Origin of the sequence: Chryseobacterium sp. 7 (assembly GCF_003663845.1) — a bacterium.
GTDB lineage: Bacteria > Bacteroidota > Bacteroidia > Flavobacteriales > Weeksellaceae > Chryseobacterium.
In genome coordinates this window covers 65,729-82,090 of the sequence record NZ_RCCA01000004.1, presented here as the reverse complement: position 1 = coordinate 82,090, position 16,362 = coordinate 65,729, and the positions used below count along the sequence as shown (strand labels likewise).

Annotated in this window: 19 protein-coding genes; 2 read left to right on the top strand and 17 right to left on the bottom strand. The window is 36.4% G+C overall.

The features are described 5' to 3' along the window. Nucleotides 1-326 precede the first annotated feature (326 nt). Nucleotides 327-1,091 carry an enoyl-CoA hydratase/isomerase family protein gene (locus CLU97_RS22995; protein WP_121490184.1) on the bottom strand — a complete coding sequence of 255 codons (765 nt, stop codon included), beginning with the start codon at nucleotides 1,089-1,091 and terminating at the stop codon, nucleotides 327-329. A gap of 256 nt (nucleotides 1,092-1,347) precedes the next feature. Here CLU97_RS22995 and CLU97_RS22990 point away from each other — a divergent pair, with 256 nt between their 5' ends. Both CLU97_RS22990 and CLU97_RS22985 read left to right on the top strand, forming a co-directional pair. After that, nucleotides 1,348-1,899 carry a phage tail protein gene (locus CLU97_RS22990; RefSeq protein WP_121490183.1) on the top strand — a complete coding sequence of 184 codons (552 nt, stop codon included), beginning with the start codon at nucleotides 1,348-1,350 and terminating at the stop codon, nucleotides 1,897-1,899. Between the two features lie 34 nt (nucleotides 1,900-1,933). After that, the gene (locus CLU97_RS22985) at nucleotides 1,934-2,755 is read left to right on the top strand and encodes a T9SS type A sorting domain-containing protein (protein WP_121490182.1); all 822 of its coding nucleotides are present in this window, start codon (nucleotides 1,934-1,936) and stop codon (nucleotides 2,753-2,755) included. Between the two features lie 75 nt (nucleotides 2,756-2,830). Here the strand turns inward: CLU97_RS22985 and CLU97_RS22980 are convergent, their stop codons facing one another. The 16 genes from CLU97_RS22980 to paaA form a co-directional block, all read right to left on the bottom strand. After that, nucleotides 2,831-3,517, bottom strand: coding sequence for an SMUG2 DNA glycosylase family protein (locus tag CLU97_RS22980; protein ID WP_121490181.1), 687 nt, complete (start codon nucleotides 3,515-3,517; stop codon nucleotides 2,831-2,833). A 175-nt stretch (nucleotides 3,518-3,692) separates the two neighbouring features. Further along, entirely contained in the window at nucleotides 3,693-6,188 is a 2,496-nt protein-coding gene (gene paaZ / locus CLU97_RS22975) for a phenylacetic acid degradation bifunctional protein PaaZ (protein WP_121490180.1), read from the bottom strand. Nucleotides 6,189-6,197: 9 nt separating this feature from the next. Next, complete coding sequence (locus CLU97_RS22970) at nucleotides 6,198-6,473, bottom strand: hypothetical protein (protein WP_147436540.1); 276 nt, start codon at nucleotides 6,471-6,473, stop codon at nucleotides 6,198-6,200. 10 nt (nucleotides 6,474-6,483) lie between these two features. After that, nucleotides 6,484-7,311: an alpha/beta hydrolase gene (locus tag CLU97_RS22965; RefSeq protein ID WP_121490178.1), complete on the bottom strand. Its 828-nt coding sequence runs from the start codon at nucleotides 7,309-7,311 to the stop codon at nucleotides 6,484-6,486. 58 nt (nucleotides 7,312-7,369) lie between these two features. Next, nucleotides 7,370-7,948, bottom strand: coding sequence for a transposase (locus tag CLU97_RS22960; protein WP_121490177.1), 579 nt, complete (start codon nucleotides 7,946-7,948; stop codon nucleotides 7,370-7,372). 65 nt (nucleotides 7,949-8,013) lie between these two features. Next, the gene (locus CLU97_RS22955) at nucleotides 8,014-8,607 is read right to left on the bottom strand and encodes a transferase hexapeptide repeat family protein (RefSeq protein WP_121490176.1); all 594 of its coding nucleotides are present in this window, start codon (nucleotides 8,605-8,607) and stop codon (nucleotides 8,014-8,016) included. Between the two features lie 76 nt (nucleotides 8,608-8,683). After that, nucleotides 8,684-9,889 carry a 3-oxoadipyl-CoA thiolase gene (pcaF, locus tag CLU97_RS22950; protein ID WP_121490175.1) on the bottom strand — a complete coding sequence of 402 codons (1,206 nt, stop codon included), beginning with the start codon at nucleotides 9,887-9,889 and terminating at the stop codon, nucleotides 8,684-8,686. Between the two features lie 46 nt (nucleotides 9,890-9,935). Continuing rightward, a complete protein-coding gene (locus CLU97_RS22945; RefSeq protein WP_121490174.1) occupies nucleotides 9,936-10,631 on the bottom strand; it encodes a DUF6624 domain-containing protein in 696 nt (231 codons plus the stop codon). A 30-nt stretch (nucleotides 10,632-10,661) separates the two neighbouring features. After that, complete coding sequence (locus tag CLU97_RS22940) at nucleotides 10,662-11,075, bottom strand: PaaI family thioesterase (RefSeq protein WP_121490173.1); 414 nt, start codon at nucleotides 11,073-11,075, stop codon at nucleotides 10,662-10,664. Between the two features lie 9 nt (nucleotides 11,076-11,084). Continuing rightward, nucleotides 11,085-11,393, bottom strand: coding sequence for a hypothetical protein (locus CLU97_RS22935; protein WP_121490172.1), 309 nt, complete (start codon nucleotides 11,391-11,393; stop codon nucleotides 11,085-11,087). An 82-nt stretch (nucleotides 11,394-11,475) separates the two neighbouring features. Continuing rightward, the gene (locus tag CLU97_RS22930; protein WP_121490171.1) at nucleotides 11,476-12,606 is read right to left on the bottom strand and encodes a 3-hydroxyacyl-CoA dehydrogenase NAD-binding domain-containing protein; all 1,131 of its coding nucleotides are present in this window, start codon (nucleotides 12,604-12,606) and stop codon (nucleotides 11,476-11,478) included. A 92-nt stretch (nucleotides 12,607-12,698) separates the two neighbouring features. Continuing rightward, nucleotides 12,699-13,499 (bottom strand): enoyl-CoA hydratase/isomerase family protein, encoded by an 801-nt coding sequence (locus tag CLU97_RS22925; protein ID WP_121490170.1) that lies wholly within the window; start codon nucleotides 13,497-13,499, stop codon nucleotides 12,699-12,701. 141 nt (nucleotides 13,500-13,640) lie between these two features. Then, nucleotides 13,641-14,078, bottom strand: a complete 438-nt coding sequence (gene paaD, locus CLU97_RS22920; protein WP_121490220.1) for a 1,2-phenylacetyl-CoA epoxidase subunit PaaD — start codon at nucleotides 14,076-14,078, stop codon at nucleotides 13,641-13,643. A 132-nt stretch (nucleotides 14,079-14,210) separates the two neighbouring features. Continuing rightward, nucleotides 14,211-14,960: a 1,2-phenylacetyl-CoA epoxidase subunit PaaC gene (gene paaC, locus CLU97_RS22915; RefSeq protein ID WP_121490169.1), complete on the bottom strand. Its 750-nt coding sequence runs from the start codon at nucleotides 14,958-14,960 to the stop codon at nucleotides 14,211-14,213. A 69-nt stretch (nucleotides 14,961-15,029) separates the two neighbouring features. Continuing rightward, entirely contained in the window at nucleotides 15,030-15,311 is a 282-nt protein-coding gene (paaB, locus tag CLU97_RS22910; RefSeq protein WP_034695796.1) for a 1,2-phenylacetyl-CoA epoxidase subunit PaaB, read from the bottom strand. 111 nt (nucleotides 15,312-15,422) lie between these two features. After that, a complete protein-coding gene (paaA, locus tag CLU97_RS22905) occupies nucleotides 15,423-16,361 on the bottom strand; it encodes a 1,2-phenylacetyl-CoA epoxidase subunit PaaA (protein ID WP_105684614.1) in 939 nt (312 codons plus the stop codon). Nucleotide 16,362: the final 1 nt, after the last annotated feature.

The following is a 16,362-nucleotide window of genomic DNA, read 5'->3' as shown; positions in this document are numbered from 1 at the left end:
AATTGATTTAAAATTTCAATCAATATTAAATTATTAATTAAAAAAATATGTTAAAATTGAGTTAAATTAGATTTTTAAAAATCATTGAATTATATAAAAATAGTTAAAACAATGACTATTTTAAATAAAAACAATGCTTAAAATAACAAATAAGCATTATTTTAACGAAAAACATTAAAATAAATCAACAACAACTATTAAATATAAAACCTTCAATATTATTCATTCAAACGGAAGAAGGCATAAAAAAATCCGGAGAAACAAAATGTTTCTCCGGATTGTATTTTGGTTAAAATTTAACTAATTCTTAATCTATAAAATGAAAATTATTTTACTCTCAGTCTTTCTTTAATAGACTCAATATTTTTCTTAGCAGAATCTTCAAGGATAAGACTTGCACTCATATGAATTCTTGCAGGCATTAATTCATTGAAATGATCTGTACCTTCCCATGAAACTTTTTTAATTAAAGCTAAAGCATCACTGCTTCTAGAAGCCAGCGTCTGTAAAAATTTCTCCAATTCCTCATCCATTTCCTGAATATTTGCTGAAACGGAATGATAGATATTATGTTGTTCTGCCCATTCAGCAGTTCTGAAGTCTGCATCAATAGCCATTGCAGAGAATTGAGACTTTCCGATTTTTCTTTCTACATAAGGACCGATTACAAAAGGGCCAATTCCCAGATTAATCTCTGTAAGCGCTAAAGCAGAATCTTTGGTTGCAAAACAATAGTCGGCTCCACATGCAATTCCTACTCCACCACCTGTAGTTTTTCCCTGAACTCTTACCACTACAATTTTTCCACAGTTTCTCATGGCATTTAAAACTTTTGCAAAACCACCGAAAAATTTCTTGGAAGCCTCCAGTTCTTCAATGGCTAAAAGTTCATCAAAGCTTGCTCCTGCACAGAATGCTTTCTCTCCAGCACTCTTTACCAAAATTGCTTTTACTTCATCTTTAGCTCCTTCCTGAAGGATGGTTTCTGCCAGTTTTTCTAAAATTGCTCCCGGAAGAGAGTTGCTTTTAGGAGTCCCGAAAGTTATTTCGGCAATATTATTTCTAATTTCTGACGCTACAAATTCGCTCATTTTTATTTTTATTGGATTCTTACAAAAATACGAAATACCACTCTTTCTGAGAAACTTAAAAAGGATAAATTCCATTATAAATGCACCATTCAAAAGATTCCCTTTACGTAGAAATACTGAGTGTTCAATTTGGTATTTTCTACTCTAGTACCCGATTCCTATTAATCGTTCCTTTGGCCTAAGAATTAATAACCAAAAGGCGGATTCTGAAAAGCCTGTAAAAAGAGTAGGAAATTTAAAACTAAATCATATTATCATGGAAGAGTACATTGGAATCGTAAAATTATTTGCAGGAAATTTCGCACCCAGAGGCTGGATGTTTTGTGACGGAAGCTTATTAGCAATTTCAAGAAATTCAGCTTTATTCTCTATTTTAGGAACAACATATGGCGGAGACGGTATTACAACTTTCGCTTTGCCTAACTTAAAAGGACGTATGGCTTTAGGAGCCGGCAATGTAAATGCAAACGAATTTTATCCTTTGGGAGTGGTAGCGGGTACTACACAAAACACACTTTTAGCATCCAATATGCCAAGTATGGGAAGTGGATTTCAGCTGAAAGTTGCCAACACAAATGCCAATTCATCAACTCCCAGCGCCACAACATCTATAGCCATTACAGGAAATCAGGTAGGTAGAGATTTCAATGCTGTTACAAGCTATGTAAACAATGTTAATCCTGACACTGCAATCAATGCTCAAAGTATTGTATATGTAGGACAAAATATACCTGTAAATAATATGCCGCCTTACCTTGGCTTAAACTATATTATCTGCGTGGAAGGCATCTATCCTTCAAGAAGTTAATATTTATAATCACCTAACATTTAAAACAAAAATCATGAAAAGCACTACTTTTTTAACCATTTGTAGTCTGCTCATTTCAATTTTTTCATTCGGGCAGACCAGTACAGAGCAATTTGAAACGGAATCGAACGGAAGTACAAGCTTCACCGATAATGGGGTCATTTTCAACATTATTTCGCATGTGAGTGTCTTTGACATCCAGGGAAATTTCCCGGGAACAGGATGGAGCGGAACAGCAAATGACAATAGATATATTGATAATTCTAACGATTCTCAATCGCCACCATCCTTCAGTATTAAAACAACTTCAAATTTGTTTAAAGTAAACAGGTTCTGGATGTATCTTTCAGCATTGAATCTGGATCTGAATGTCTCAGGAAATATTACTGTAACAGGAAAGCTGAGTGGAGTGACAAAATTTACCCAAACAAAAACTACGGGGTTCGCAACCTCACTAGGTTCTACAAACGGATATACTTTGATTGACCTAACGAACCTGAACGGGCAAAACTATTCGAATATTATAATTGATGAGCTTCAAATCACTGCGAACGGAGCATTCAGATATGTAGCTCTCGATGCCTTTACCTGGGTAAAAGACAGCAATCTGGTATTGGGTACTTCAGAGATTAAAAGCACTAAAAAGGACCTGACTGTTTATCCTAATCCAACCAACGGTTTATTATCTGTTACAACTGAGAAAGCCAGTGAAGCAAAAGTATACAGTATGGATGGTAAAATGCTGAAAACAGTACAAACTCAGAAGGGAAATAATGAAATTAATATTTCTGAGCTTCCAAAAGGAGTTTACATCATCAAAACAGCGACAGAATCTACCAAAGTAATTAAAAACTAATATTGCATAAGTTCCACATTCTCTATAAAGATTCTAATTCATGAATGACAAATCCCTTTCCAAGAAGGGGTTTCGTCATTTTTTTAATGCCATAATATATTTGTCTATATAAAGCTGTTTCTCTTTTGATTTATATTGCTGAATATATCTTGGATGCTCCAGAACCGTCATTGTATCAAACAGTTTTGCTTCTTTATTTAATTTTGAAATAAAATCGGCATTCTTTTTCCCGAGAATAAAGACTTCTGATGTATCGAGATTAAGACTGAGATGTCTCTTCAAAGATTCAATCATAAAATCTTTTACCTCTTCGAACAGTTTCCTGTCATCATAGTAATTAGCATTAAGCCATCCTGTTTTTGTTTTTCTGACAATAGCCAAAGGGAACGGAGAATTGATATAAATATCTTTATAAAAAAGATCAGCACCACCATATTCTTCAATCATATCATACATAAAAACAGAAGAGACTTCGTGAGTATAAGCAGATTTCATTCTTATTCCACAGACACTTTCAAGTCTTTTTGTATCGGTAAAAGGAACTCCGGTAACTCCTGCTCCATGACGGCTCGGATTAATCCCAATCATGAATTTTCTTCGGGATGAATCATCATAATACTTATGATAAAATTTCTGCATGATTGTCATCGTTTCCGGATTATCTAAATACGGATTCAATACCTGAAACCCTTTAGGAAGATTTCCATTATAACTGAGGTTTTTATTGAATTCAATGATGTGGTCTGCAAAAGTTTTGTTCATAACTGTTTTATGTCTTAACGTTTTCTGATTTTCCAAAGTAATCAGTTCTGATGTGTTCCCGTATTCTAAATGCTGTCGGAGTTCGTTTATTGTATTAAAGTTAATTCTTTTTATTCATAAAAAAGTCCCTATCAACTTAAATTGAAGGGACTATAAATTTATATTTTATTTTGAATTATATCAATCCAAACTGCTGGAAGTGGTGCGTGAAATGCTTTTTATGCATCAGTTCCCACATTTCTTTATTCAGCTTACCGAAAACGTAATTCATGTGTTCTGCCTGTGGATTTTCTTTGTAATAGATCACAAACTTTTTCAGGTTATCCATGAATGATAGTTTTGCTGCTTCCAGATTTTTGTGTGTTGGTTCCGGAAGTGAACCATCCTGTGGAAGGAACGGTGCTGTAAATTCTTTCGGCATTGCTCTGTGATTGTAAAGAGAATCCTGCCATTTTTCAAGATGTTCTTCAGGAGTAAAGCATTTTTCCGCCTCAGGTTCTCCAAAACTTACCAATACAGCTTGCTCCAAATGTTCCAACATCTGCTGAGGAGACATTTTCCCCCAAAGAGCAGGTGTAGTTTCCGTTAGCCCATTCAATATTTTCTGAACGTTTTTCACATTCAGATCAATGAAAGGAGATTGCTTTGCTACCAACGTAAGAATCGTTGCTACACAGACAACTTCATCTCTTTGATTCACAACCTCAACCAGCCATTTTACAACACCGGAAGGAATGTTTCTTCCTTTTACTCCTCTGTTGATTTTTTCTTTTGCTGTTAAATACACTGTGATAGTATCTCCGGCATATACCGGTTTGAAGAAACTGCAATCCTCCAATCCATAGTTGGCAATAACTGGTCCTTTTTTCCCTGAAACGAATAATCCTGCTGCTGCTGAAAGAATGAAGTACCCGTGGGCAACAGTTTTATCGAAGATAGTACCTGTTAAACTTGTAGCATCGGTATGGGCATAGAAATGATCCCATGAAACATTGGAGAAGTTTACAATATCTGCATCGGTAACTGTTCTACCTGCTGTTTCTAAAGAATCTCCTACTTCTACTTCTTCGAAATATTTCTGGAAAGGATGCTTATCTGAGAATTTTTTCTCTGCTCCCTGCTGATAGATCTTAGTAATCGCTTTAAGTACATCAGGTGATCCCTGAATGGCTGTTTTCTGTAAGAAAAAATGAAGACCGCTTAATCCTCCCATTTCCTCACCACCACCTGCTCTACCAGGACCTCCGTGCATCAATGTAGGAAGTGGAGAACCGTGACCTGTGCTTTCTTTAGCATTATCTCTGTTTAGTACAAAGATTCTTCCGTGCTGGGAAGCCATTTTCCAGGAAGTTTCAGCGATAAAGTTCTCGTCATGAGAAATGATAGATCCCACTAAACTTCCTTTTCCTCTTTTTGCCAATGCAGCGGCTTCTTCAGCATCTTTATAGGGCATTAATGTAGATACCGGTCCGAAAGCTTCTACATCGTGAGAGATATTTTTTTCGAAAGGTTTGTCATTCAGGAATAGTTTCGGACTCATAAATGCTCCATTTTCGTAGTTGGCATCTACCAGTTCGTGTTTTCCATCATAGACAAGTTCTGTTTCTGATTTTAATAGGTTTACTTTTCTCAGAACTTCTTCATACTGCTGTCTTCCTACTAAAGATCCCATTTTGGTTTCTCTGCTTAATGGGTTGCCGATTTTCGTTTGATCCAAAGCTTTAGACAAAGCATTCTGAACGTCACCAATTAAGTGTTCAGGAACGATAATTCTTCTGATCGCTGTACATTTCTGCCCCGCTTTTGTTGTCATTTCGTTACGAACTTCTTTGATGAATAAATCAAATTCCGGAGTTCCCGGTTTTGCTTCCAATCCAAGGATAGAACAGTTCAAAGAATCTGCTTCCATATTGAAACGAACGGCATTTCCTGCAATGGATGGAAGTGATTTTAATTTTCTTCCTGTATTGGCTGAACCTGTAAATAATACAGAGTCTCCGTCCTGTACATAATCTAAAATATTCCCCGGTTCTCCACATACTAACTGTACGGCACCTTCAGGCAATACTCCACTCTCAATCATATCCTGAAATACCGCATTGGTAAGATAAGATCCGAAAGGAGATGGTTTTACAATAGAAGGAACACCAGCTAATAAAGAAGTAGAAAGTTTTTCCAACATTCCCCATACTGGAAAGTTATAAGCGTTGATCTGTACAGAAACACCTTCGCTAGGTGTTAAAATATGAGTTCCTAAGAAAGTTCCGTTAGCAGAAATTTTCTGAGTGTCTCCATCTACCCAAAATGAAGTATTAGGAAGCATTCTTTTTGCTAAACCTGAGTAAGTAAAGAAAGTTCCAAAACCTCCTTCAATATCAACCCATGAATCAACGTGGGTAGCTCCTGTTTTATATGATAGATCATAGTATTTTTTCTTTCTTTCCAACAGGTAAAGTGCTACTTTTTTCAGCATTTCCCCACGGTCATAGAAAGTCATTGAAGAAAGGTTTTTATATCCTACGGTTCTTCCGTAGTCAAGAGCCTGTTCAAAATTAAGCCCTTCTGTATCGGAAACAGCTACCTGCTCTCCTGTAACGGCATTGTACAAAGGAACTCCGCTTCCGGTACCTTCTACCCATTGTCCGTAGATATAGTTTTTTAACTTTTCCATATAGTTTTTTTACTTTTTACTTAAATTACTCTTTTTAATAAAGTTTCTAATAATCAAATAAGGGATAAATAGTACCAGCCAGCCGTCTAAAATGATGACAATTTCAACAAACAACATGTAAAAATTGTCTTTCTGCTTTAATTCAGCAATTACCTCATCTGATTCAACATGTTCCAAAGCATCCGAAATTCCTATTGACTCTTTTACAAAGTGAAAACCTAACGTATTCACAATGATGATCGTAAGCAATATTAAAATCCAGTATTTTTTCAGAATCTTTATCAATGAAACTGATTTATTTCGGTTCCTGATATGGAAACATTTTCACTAATCCTTCATATAAGCTTCTGTGAAGAATGGTTGCATGATTGTCTGTTTCCATCATTTTATATTCCAGTGTCCAATTTTTCTTTCCTGCTTTTTTCAAAACATCGTAGAAAGCTTCAGCATCCTTTATCATTACAGGATGTTCTCCTTTCCCTACAGAAACATAAACAAACTTTTTCGTATCCGGTAATTTTGAAAGCAGTTGTGGGGTCTGTTTTAAAAGACTTTCGTCATCCCACCACAAACTTGGACTGATGATAAAATAATTATTAAACATTTCCGGTTTTTTCAAAAGGATTTCTGTCGCCAAAAGTCCTCCCAAAGACTGACCAAAAAGGTATTTATCTGTTGTTTTAAACTGACTTTCCACATAAGGCTTTAATTCCTTTTCCATGAATTCAATAAACTTATCAGAGTGCCCTGTTGTAGGATAATCTTTCTGCAAGTCTTTTAAATCCGTATGAAAAGTAAAGTCTCTTTTTCTGTCTACATTAGCAACTCCTATTACAATGGTTTCCGGCATGGAATACATCTGATTAAAGAATTGTACTAACCCTGTCACATGAATAAAATCTTCATTCATACTTCCATCCAACAGATAGATCACCGGATATGATTTTGTTTTATCATATCCCTGTGGAAGATAAATATTCAGCGTTCTGTCTTCATTTAATGTTTTGGACTTAATGGTCCTCACTTCTCCTATTGTAAGTGGTTTTGTAGTAACCATCTGTGCAGACAGTGTACTCCCCACCGCAAACATTATACTGCATGCAAGTGCAATTTTTTTAATCATATTTAATTTTATTAAACCTAACGGGTTTTAAAAACCCGTTAGGTTTGATTATTAGCAATTATTCAAAATTTAAAAAGTCATATTCAATAATAGACTTATGATAATTTCTAAAAATTTCTACCGAATCAAAATACCGCATGATTTCCTTTCTATCCAATTTACTTTCTTTTTCAGGAGTTATATATGAATTATACGAAGAATGCCTCCATTGATCAATACTATTTACAAACCCGTGATTAATCGGATTATTATGGATGTAATGGAGAACTTTCAATAAATATTTCTCATCTGATATTTTTTTCCGTTTTACCGCATTCAAAAAAAGAGCACCTTTCCTATTATATCTTTTGTTATAAGCTTTAGCATATGCATTCAATAAATTACTAAAACGCTTCATTAAAAACTGATGCTCATTTTCACTATTCACATCATTAAAATTCTTAAATCTTAACAACAAATGAAAATGATTAGGTAATAGACAATAAGCATAAATATCAGCTATCGGAAGAATATATTTTTCTACCTTTTCCAGAAAAAATTGATAATTTGATGGTTCACGAAAAATAACTTCAGTCCCATTTACATGAGAGAAAATGTGATATGCTCCTTCAAATTCAAAATTTTCTGTATTAATCATTTTAAATCTGGTATTAATTTAAATCTAACAGGTTTTAGAAACCTGTTAGATTTTCTTTTATCCTATTATTTTACATCATCCCAGATGCTATAATCCACAATTTTGGTTGGGATCTGCTGGACGTATTCTGTAAAAGGATCACAAGGCAAGATGGCTTCTTTTCCTTCTCTTGCCAGCTCCTGATATAGTTTTGTTCCTTCTGTTTTCCAATGAATCATTTCGTCTGAAACATCACGGATAATTTTTGCAGGGCTTCCTACAACCAGTTTTCTTGGTTCGCATCTGAAATTGGCGGGCACAAAAGCCAGTGCTCCCACGATACTTTCGTCACCAATATAGGCTTTATCCATTACTACCGAGTTCATTCCAATCAGACAGTTCTTTCCGATATGCCCTGAATGAATAATAGCTCCGTGTCCAATGTGTGCTGATTCTTCCAGGATAGTTTCTATATTCGGGAAAACGTGAAGAGTACAGTTTTCCTGTACATTGGCTCCGTCTTTAATGATAATTTTTCCCCAGTCACCACGAATTACCGCATTGGGACCGATATATACTTCTTCGCCTATTTCTACATTCCCGATAATGACTGCCTGTGGATGAATGTAAGCAGTTCGTTTTATAATGGGACGGATTCCGTGGTATGAGTAGATGTTCATATTTGTTAGAGATCAGATAGTAGATTTCAGATGTCAGACATTTTTCTCACTCTAATCTCTTTATCTTTTTAATTGATTACACTTTTTCGATGACCATTGCATATCCTTGCCCGACACCGATACAAAGGGTACACAATGCATATTTTTTATCCTGCTTCTGAAGTTCTATTGCAGCAGAACCTACTATTCTCGCTCCGGAAACTCCCAGTGGGTGGCCGATGGCAATAGCTCCTCCATTAGGATTTATTCTTGCATCGTCATCTTTTAAACCTAAGCTTCTTGTTACTGCAAGCGCCTGTGCTGCAAATGCTTCATTGAGTTCAATGATGTCCATATCTTGAAGAGAAAGATCTAATCTTTTCAATAGTTTTTGGGCAGCTTCTACAGGTCCGATTCCCATAATTCTTGGTTCTACACCCGCTACGGAAGATCCCAGAATTTTTGCCTTTGGTTTTAAACCATATTTTTTAACGGCTTCTTCACTTGCTAAAATCAAAGCGGCTGCACCGTCATTCATTCCTGAAGCGTTTCCAGCTGTTACTGTTCCTTCTTTTCTGAAAGCCGGACGAAGTTTTGCCAACCCTTCCATTGAAGAAGTTGGTTTGATGAATTCATCTTTTTCAAAAACGATTGGATCTCCTTTTCTCTGAGGAATCTCAACTTTTACAATTTCTTCTGCCAGTCTTCCGCTTTCCTGAGCTTTTGTAGCTTTCTGCTGAGACCAAAGGGCAAATTTATCCTGATCTTCTCTATTAATATGGTGAATATCTGCAAGGTTTTCTGCAGTTTCTCCCATTCCGTCAACTCCGTATAATTCTTTCATTTTTGGGTTGATGAAACGCCATCCGAAAGTAGTATCAAACATCTGACTGTCTCTACCAAAAGCTGCACTTGGTTTTGACATCACATAAGGAGAACGTGTCATATTCTCTACTCCTCCAGCAATATAAATTTCTCCTTCTCCTGCTGCGATGGAACGAAATGCATTGGCTACAGCAGACATTCCTGATGCACAAAGTCTATTAACTGTCTCGCCACCGATTTTATAAGGAAGACCAGCTAATAAAAGTCCCATTCTTGCAACATTTCTGTTATCTTCACCCGCCTGATTGGCACATCCGAAAATAACGTCTTCAATTTCTTCTACAGGAACTTCAGGATTTCTTGCTACCACTTCTTTGATCACAATAGCAGCTAAATCATCAGCTCTTACTTCTGATAACCCTCCCTGTAATTTTGAAATGGGAGTTCTGACATAGTCTATGATGTATACGTTGTTCATAATGTTATTTAATATAACAATCTAGTAATGTATAACAATACCGGATTTATTTGTTTTTATTTCTTAGTTCTAAAACCTGTTTTAAAGTATAGGGTTCATATTTGAAATCTTGTCCGAACATTCTTTTGGCGTTTTCTTCAATGGTAGAATCGAAGCCAGCTTCTTTTCTTCTTTTATTAACATTCTCAAGATCTTTGACAGGCCAAACAAAGCTGATGAAGACTTGTTTTCCATCCTTATCTTTTGTCATTTCTCCTTTTCCCTGTGTTCCATAGATCTGCTCTTTGTCCTCATCCATCAAAGATCTATCTTCCATCATGGCAACCAATGTGAAAGGAATTTCTTTATTTTTTCCGGCTTCCTTAATGAGAGGCAGGTATTTTCCAATTTTGGTTGAATGCTGGATCACGAACCAAGCTGCCTTATTTGTAGGTTCCCCAACCAATGTTTTTCCAGGATAGCCATATTGAGCAATAATATTTTCGATTTTCTGCATGTTCAAACTATCCTGTTCTGCCACCAGCAGCCAGTCTTTCTTTTTGAATTCTTCCTGGTCTATATTCAGATCTTTCAGCAGCTGTTCTTTTTTCTCAGGAGTTATCCCGGTATGAAAAAGCTTTCTGTATCCCTGATCTGTCTTCATGATAGCATCAAGTTCTTTTTTCAAAGATTCGTTCACTTTCTGCTGAGCATTCAACAGAAGGGTTGAAATCCCAAAGAGCAGTGCAACTATTTTTCTCATTTTGTTTGATTTGGTTTCTGGTTAGTTTTTTTATAATTCTGTTACTTTTTTCCCGATTTTGTAGACTGTTCCTACAAATTTTGCGATCAGTTCTTTATTTTGATTGGTAATTTGAATGTCATACACGGCTGTTTTTCTGGTGTCATTCACCAAAATACTTTCCGCCCTGAAAATATCGCCTTCTTTTCCTGCTTTGGTAAAGTTGATGATACAATTCAATGCTACAGCAGCATCACCGGTATTGTTGGAAGAGAATGCCAGCGCAGAGTCTGCAAAAGCAAAGGTAACTCCACCATGAACTGTCTTAAGCCCATTCAGCATCTCCTTCTTGATCGGCATTTCTATTAAACAGTAATTTTCTTTTACTTCAATCATTTTAATATTCATCCACTGGGAAAAATAATCCTGATTGAACATATAATCTGCTACTTGTCTTGGATTCATTTCTATTAATTATATGTTTGTTATTTCTTCATACAGCTCATCTGATAATCTGTCGTAAACATTCATTGTTCTCCCCAGAATAATCTGCCCGTATGAAAGGTTTTCCGAATCTGATGCATTTTCAGAGGGATAGGATTCGTTTAAATCAATTCCGTTTTCGTCAGCCAATCTTTTGATCAGCTCTTTATATTTTCCATTAAACTTTCCTAATAGCTCAAGCCTTTCCGGCTCATCAACAGAGCAGGCTTCCTGAGTTAAGTATTCTTTCTCAATTGAAAGCCTCGTCTCCAGCTCCGCTCTGAATTCATCTATATTCATTTTTTTTAATGTAACAATTTAGCAATCTATCAGTTTACTAATGTTTACAAAATGATGGGCAAACTGGTAGATTGGTACATTTTTATAATTTACGAAGCAAAGGACTTTGCCTGTATCTTTCTTCCTGATATTCTCCGTAAAGGTTCTGAAGGGTTTCGGAGATTTTTGCATACCCGATTTCTTTACCCCAGTTTAATAATCCTTTTGGATAATTAACCCCTTTTTGCATTGCCAGCTCGATATCTTCATCATTGGCAACTCCTAATCTTTTTGCTTCAACCGCTTCATTGATCAGCATGGATATGATTCTTAAGAAAATCTGCTGGTATAAGGCTTCATCTTTCTGAGCAACAGGTTTTTCTGCTCCTTCGCTGTAATTGTAGAAACCTTTTCCTGTTTTTCTGCCGTGAAGTTTGGCTTCAGACATTCTTTGCTGTAGTAATGAAGGTTTGTATTTCGGATCGTAGAAATAATCTTTGTAAACTGTAGTTGTTACCGCAAAGTTGACATCCACTCCAATAAGGTCCATCAATTCGAAAGGTCCCATTTTGAAGTTCCCTAAAGTTTTCATTGCATCATCCACCTGTTCTGGTGTTGCAATATTTTCTTCAACAATTCTCAAGCCTTCTCCGTAATAAGGTCGGGCAATTCTGTTGACGATGAACCCGGGAATATCTTTGGCGATAACAGGAGTTTTCCCCCACTCTTTCATGAGGTTGTAGATTTTTTCTGCTAATGTATTTTCTGTTAATAAGGATGGAATTACTTCCACTAAAGGCATCAATGGAGCCGGATTGAAAAAGTGAATTCCGATGAAACGCTCCGGTTTCTTTAGTTCTGCACCCAGAGAGGTGATAGAAATGGATGAGGTATTGGAACTTAAGACACAGCTCTCTGAAACATAGTTTTCAAGTTCTGTAAACACTTTGGTTTTGATCTCTTTATTTTCTATGATGGCTTCAATGATGAGTTCACAATCTTTGAAATCCTTCAATTCTGTAGCAATGGAAATATTAGCCAAAATTTCAGTCATTTTTTCTCCCGAAATTTTTTGTTTATCAACTAATTTGGTTAATGTTTTTTCCAAACTTACCGTTGCCGTTTCTACTTGTTTTGCATTGGCGTCATACACCCAAACTTTGCATCCGTTCGTTGCGGCTACCTGTGCAATGCCGATTCCCATGGTTCCGGCACCGATAATTCCTACATTCATTTTTACTTGTACAATGTATTAATGTAAAATGTATTCATGTAAATCGTTTTAAAATCATTAATACATTTTACATGAATACATTAATACGAGATTTATTTTCCTTTATAATTAGGTTTTCTTTTCTGTAAAAAGGCATTTACTCCTTCTATGAAGTCTTCTGTGCCTGCAGCTTCCTGCTGAAGATCTCCTTCCAACTCCAGCTGCTCTTTCAATGTATTGGTATAAGAACTGGCAAAAGCTTTTTTCGTAAGCTTAAGCGCTGCTGTAGGCATGTTGGCCATTCTTTCAAGGATTTCCATAGATTTTGGAACGAATTCTTCTTCAGTGAAAACTTCAGCAACCAAACCATGCGCTTTAGATTCTTCTGCAGATAATTTTTTACCGGTAAATGCTAAATAATTAGCCAATTGTCTTCCTAACAGTTTCGGTAAAAAATAAGTTCCTCCTGTATCAGGAATCAAACCGATATTTGAAAATGCCTGAGCAAAATAGGCTTTCTCATTCGCTAAAACGAAGTCAGATATTAAAGCCAACATCGCTCCGGCTCCTACTGCAGGACCGTTTACTAAAGCAATAACTGGTTTTTTGCAACGGGTAACTTCTAACACTAAAGGGTTATAATAGTCTACCACAATTTTTCTGATGATGTCATGATCGTGATGTTCTGTACCTACCACAAAAGCTTCATCCAGATTCTGACCTGAGCAGAACGCTCTTCCTCTTCCGGAAATGGCAACACATCTTACCGTTTCATCTTCGCTGCATTCTTTAACAAAGTCTCTAAGATCTGATAAAGCCGGCTTAGTAAGGGCATTCATGGTTTCCGGTTGATTAAGATATGCTATTTTAAGCTTCCCGTCAAAATGCGTTTCAATATCAAGTTGTGTATACATAGTTTTTATTATTTTATTATTTAACAACGTACTAATTTAACAATATAAATTAACGTAACCGTCTAATAATTTAACATTCTAACAATTCCTTCGTTATGCTTTGCATAGCCGTAAAGTTTGTTTGGATTGATGAATAACTCATCAATGGCATTTAAAATAATCAAAGGGTTCCAGACAGTCTAAACACTGATAAGATGCCTTACACAAAGTAGACCCGAATCTGCTGATCTGCTTGGTATGCTCGGAACCGCAACGCGGACATTTTTTCGGTTTCCCAATGTGATGTTCATCTGCTCCTTTTTCCGGAGGTGTAATTCCGTACACACGAAGTTTTTCTCTTGCTTCATCAGTAATCCAGTCTGTTGTCCAGATTGGAAACATCTTGGTTACTACTTTCGCTTCCCATCCGTTTTCTTTCATGATTTTCATGATGTCTTCCTCAATGGTAAACATAGCGGGACAGGCAGAATAAGTAGGCGTAATCGTTACTTCACAAGAATTCTCACTGGTAATTTTCGCCTCTCTTACAATACCTAATTCCACAATATTGATTACCGGGATTTCCGGATCGGGAACCATTTCTAATATTTCTAAAGGATTTTTCAATCTTTTTATCTTATTTTTTTAACGTCAAGTGGCGCTAATTTTTTTGACAGCTAAATGTTTTTAAGTTCACAAAGACATTCACTTAACAAAGTCAACAAAAATAATTTACCAGGTACACCCAGGATATGCTCTCTGCATATACTGAAGTTCACAAAGGATAAATCCGAAATACTCTGTATGGTATCCTGTTCTTGATTTTGGCTGCATGAAAGGATTTTCCGGATATTCTAAACCGAAATCTGCAAAATCTTTCTTTGTAACAGCAATGAATTCTTCGTAAAGCGCATCTGCATTTGGAGCAATATTTAAAGCAACCAAATCATCTTCGCCTTCTGTTTTGGCAAAAAGACCTTTTGTATACTCCCAGATATTTTCAATAGCTTTTACCAAACGTTCACGGCTTTCTTCCGTTCCCTGTGCGAATATTTTCATCCATGACGCAGCGTGAGTATAATGATACCTTACTTCTTTCAATGATTTTTGAGCAATGGCAGCCAATTCTTCATTAGCAGAGTTTGACAGTGCCTCATACATCAGTTTTTGATATACAGACAATACATATACTTTCAAAATAGTCTGTGCATAATCTTCATTAGGAAGTTCTGTCCAATGTGCATTCACGTATTCATGCTCATATCTTAAAAATGCGATATCATCTTCACTTTTTCCGTTGTCTATCACTCTTGAAGCATAAACGTAAAAGTTATTAGCCTGACCTAGTTCATCCAACGCAATATTCGTTAATGCAATATCTTCCTCCAGATAAGGACCTTCACCGCACCACGCAGACAAACGCTGCCCCATAATGAAACTGTCGTCTGCTAGTTTTAATAAATAATTATATAATGGGTTCATTATTTTAGCTTTTGGCTTTTGGCATATAGCTTTTGGCAAATTGCAAGCAGCTAACAGCCAATAGCTGTTTTACATATTTTTTACGTCGTTTGGAATCTCATAGAACGTTGGGTGACGGTATAGTTTATCATCAGCCGGATCAAAGAAAGCTTCTTTATCAATCCCTTCTGAAGTCACAATATATTTGCTTGGAACCACCCAAACAGAAGTTCCTTCTTTTCTTCTTGTATAAACGTCTCTTGCATTCTGCAAAGCCATTTCTGCTGTTGGTGCCTGTACAATTCCAACGTGTTTGTGAGATAATCCCGGTTTAGTCTGAATAAACACTTCCCACATATCTAAATTTGCCATATTAAAATTAATTTAACAATGTATCAGTGTACCAGTTTAACAATGAGATGCTTCGACAAGCTCAGCATGACAATGATTGTTACATTTTTACATTGGTATATTGTTACATTATTATATTACTTCTTTTTGTTGTTTCTCTGCAAAAGCTGCCGCTGCTTCTTTTACCCACGAATTTTCTCTTTGCGCTTTTCGTTTTGTTTCAATACGCTTCTTATTGCAAGGGCCGTTTCCTTTTAAGATTTCCATGAATTCATCCCAGGGAAGTTCTCCGAAATCATAATGCTGTCTTTCCTCATTCCATTTCAGATCTTTATCCGGAATAGTTAATCCTAAGAATTCAGCCTGAGAAACAGTAACATCGATAAATCTCTGACGAAGGTTATCGTTACTTTCTCTTTTTACTCTGTAATTCATAGAGATTTTAGAGTTTGGCGAGCTGTCATCGTTAGGCCCGAACATCATTAGAGCCGGCCACCAGAAACGGTTTAATGAAGCCTGAGCCATTTCTTTCTGTTGTTTTGTACCACGGCATAGCGCCATCAGAATCTCATACCCTTGTCTTTGGTGGAAAGATTCTTCTTTACAGATCTTCACCATTGCTCTCGAATAAGGTCCATAAGAGTTCCCCATCAGCATTACCTGATTCATAATCGCAGCACCGTCTACCAACCAACCGATGGCACCGATATCAGCCCAGCTCAAAGTAGGATAGTTGAAAATACTTGAATATTTTGCTTTTCCTTCCAGCATATCATCATAGGTGGCATCTCTGTCTGCTCTGATGCTTCCATCTCCTAAAGTTTCAGTGGCAGAATAAAGGTATAAACCATGACCTGCTTCATCCTGAACTTTTGCTAAAAGAGCCATTTTTCTTCTCAATGAAGGTGCTCTGGAAATCCAGTTAGCTTCCGGCAGCATTCCTACAATTTCGGAATGGGCATGCTGTGAAATCTGACGAACCAATAATTTTCTGTAATCATCCGGCATTACATCTTTTGGTTCTACTTTATTTTCTTCGTGAACGTATTGAACAAATTTTTCTAAGTCCATT

Bases quoted from the DNA above. Each gene is read 5' to 3' on its own strand.
- CLU97_RS22995 (WP_121490184.1), bottom strand. From the start codon at position 1,091: ATGAGCGAATTTGTAGCGTCAGAAATTAGAAATAATATTGCCGAAATA.
- CLU97_RS22990 (WP_121490183.1), top strand. From the start codon at position 1,348: ATGGAAGAGTACATTGGAATCGTAAAATTATTTGCAGGAAATTTCGCA.
- CLU97_RS22985 (WP_121490182.1), top strand. From the start codon at position 1,934: ATGAAAAGCACTACTTTTTTAACCATTTGTAGTCTGCTCATTTCAATT.
- CLU97_RS22980 (WP_121490181.1), bottom strand. From the start codon at position 3,517: ATGAACAAAACTTTTGCAGACCACATCATTGAATTCAATAAAAACCTC.
- paaZ (WP_121490180.1), bottom strand. From the start codon at position 6,188: ATGGAAAAGTTAAAAAACTATATCTACGGACAATGGGTAGAAGGTACC.
- CLU97_RS22965 (WP_121490178.1), bottom strand. From the start codon at position 7,311: ATGATTAAAAAAATTGCACTTGCATGCAGTATAATGTTTGCGGTGGGG.
- CLU97_RS22960 (WP_121490177.1), bottom strand. From the start codon at position 7,948: ATGATTAATACAGAAAATTTTGAATTTGAAGGAGCATATCACATTTTC.
- CLU97_RS22955 (WP_121490176.1), bottom strand. From the start codon at position 8,607: ATGAACATCTACTCATACCACGGAATCCGTCCCATTATAAAACGAACT.
- pcaF (WP_121490175.1), bottom strand. From the start codon at position 9,889: ATGAACAACGTATACATCATAGACTATGTCAGAACTCCCATTTCAAAA.
- CLU97_RS22945 (WP_121490174.1), bottom strand. From the start codon at position 10,631: ATGAGAAAAATAGTTGCACTGCTCTTTGGGATTTCAACCCTTCTGTTG.
- CLU97_RS22940 (WP_121490173.1), bottom strand. From the start codon at position 11,075: ATGAATCCAAGACAAGTAGCAGATTATATGTTCAATCAGGATTATTTT.
- CLU97_RS22935 (WP_121490172.1), bottom strand. From the start codon at position 11,393: ATGAATATAGATGAATTCAGAGCGGAGCTGGAGACGAGGCTTTCAATT.
- CLU97_RS22930 (WP_121490171.1), bottom strand. From the start codon at position 12,606: ATGAATGTAGGAATTATCGGTGCCGGAACCATGGGAATCGGCATTGCA.
- CLU97_RS22925 (WP_121490170.1), bottom strand. From the start codon at position 13,499: ATGTATACACAACTTGATATTGAAACGCATTTTGACGGGAAGCTTAAA.
- paaD (WP_121490220.1), bottom strand. From the start codon at position 14,078: ATGGTTCCCGATCCGGAAATCCCGGTAATCAATATTGTGGAATTAGGT.
- paaC (WP_121490169.1), bottom strand. From the start codon at position 14,960: ATGAACCCATTATATAATTATTTATTAAAACTAGCAGACGACAGTTTC.
- paaB (WP_034695796.1), bottom strand. From the start codon at position 15,311: ATGGCAAATTTAGATATGTGGGAAGTGTTTATTCAGACTAAACCGGGA.
- paaA (WP_105684614.1), bottom strand. From the start codon at position 16,361: ATGGACTTAGAAAAATTTGTTCAATACGTTCACGAAGAAAATAAAGTA.